Origin of the sequence: Winogradskyella poriferorum (assembly GCF_050618035.1) — a bacterium.
In the GTDB taxonomy this organism is placed as follows: domain Bacteria; phylum Bacteroidota; class Bacteroidia; order Flavobacteriales; family Flavobacteriaceae; genus Winogradskyella; species Winogradskyella poriferorum_A.
Window position 1 is genome coordinate 1 of record NZ_JBODPY010000156.1, and the last position, 230, is coordinate 230.

The window sequence follows — 230 nt, forward strand, 5'->3', positions numbered from 1 at the left end:
TACTTTTTATCTCTTTTTTCAGTACTCAAAAATGTCACATAGTCGGCGTCTTTTGAAAAAAGACTGTGAAACTTTTTAATAGACAGCACGGCGGATACCATCCAAGAATGTGGCTGTAACTGTACATGAATAGGTAAATCACGCTGTGGGTTATATAATAACAATGACGCTTCTTCTGTAATATCTAGCTTGTAATTTCCTTGGTTAAAGACAAATACCGCCATGCCTTT

General features: G+C 36.1%; 1 pseudogene. It reads right to left on the bottom strand.

Features of this window, described 5'->3' with window-relative positions:
* Positions 1-224: pseudogene (locus ACRHOC_RS15295) on the bottom strand (AraC family transcriptional regulator); the annotation flags it as partial.
* Positions 225-230 lie beyond the last annotated feature (6 nt).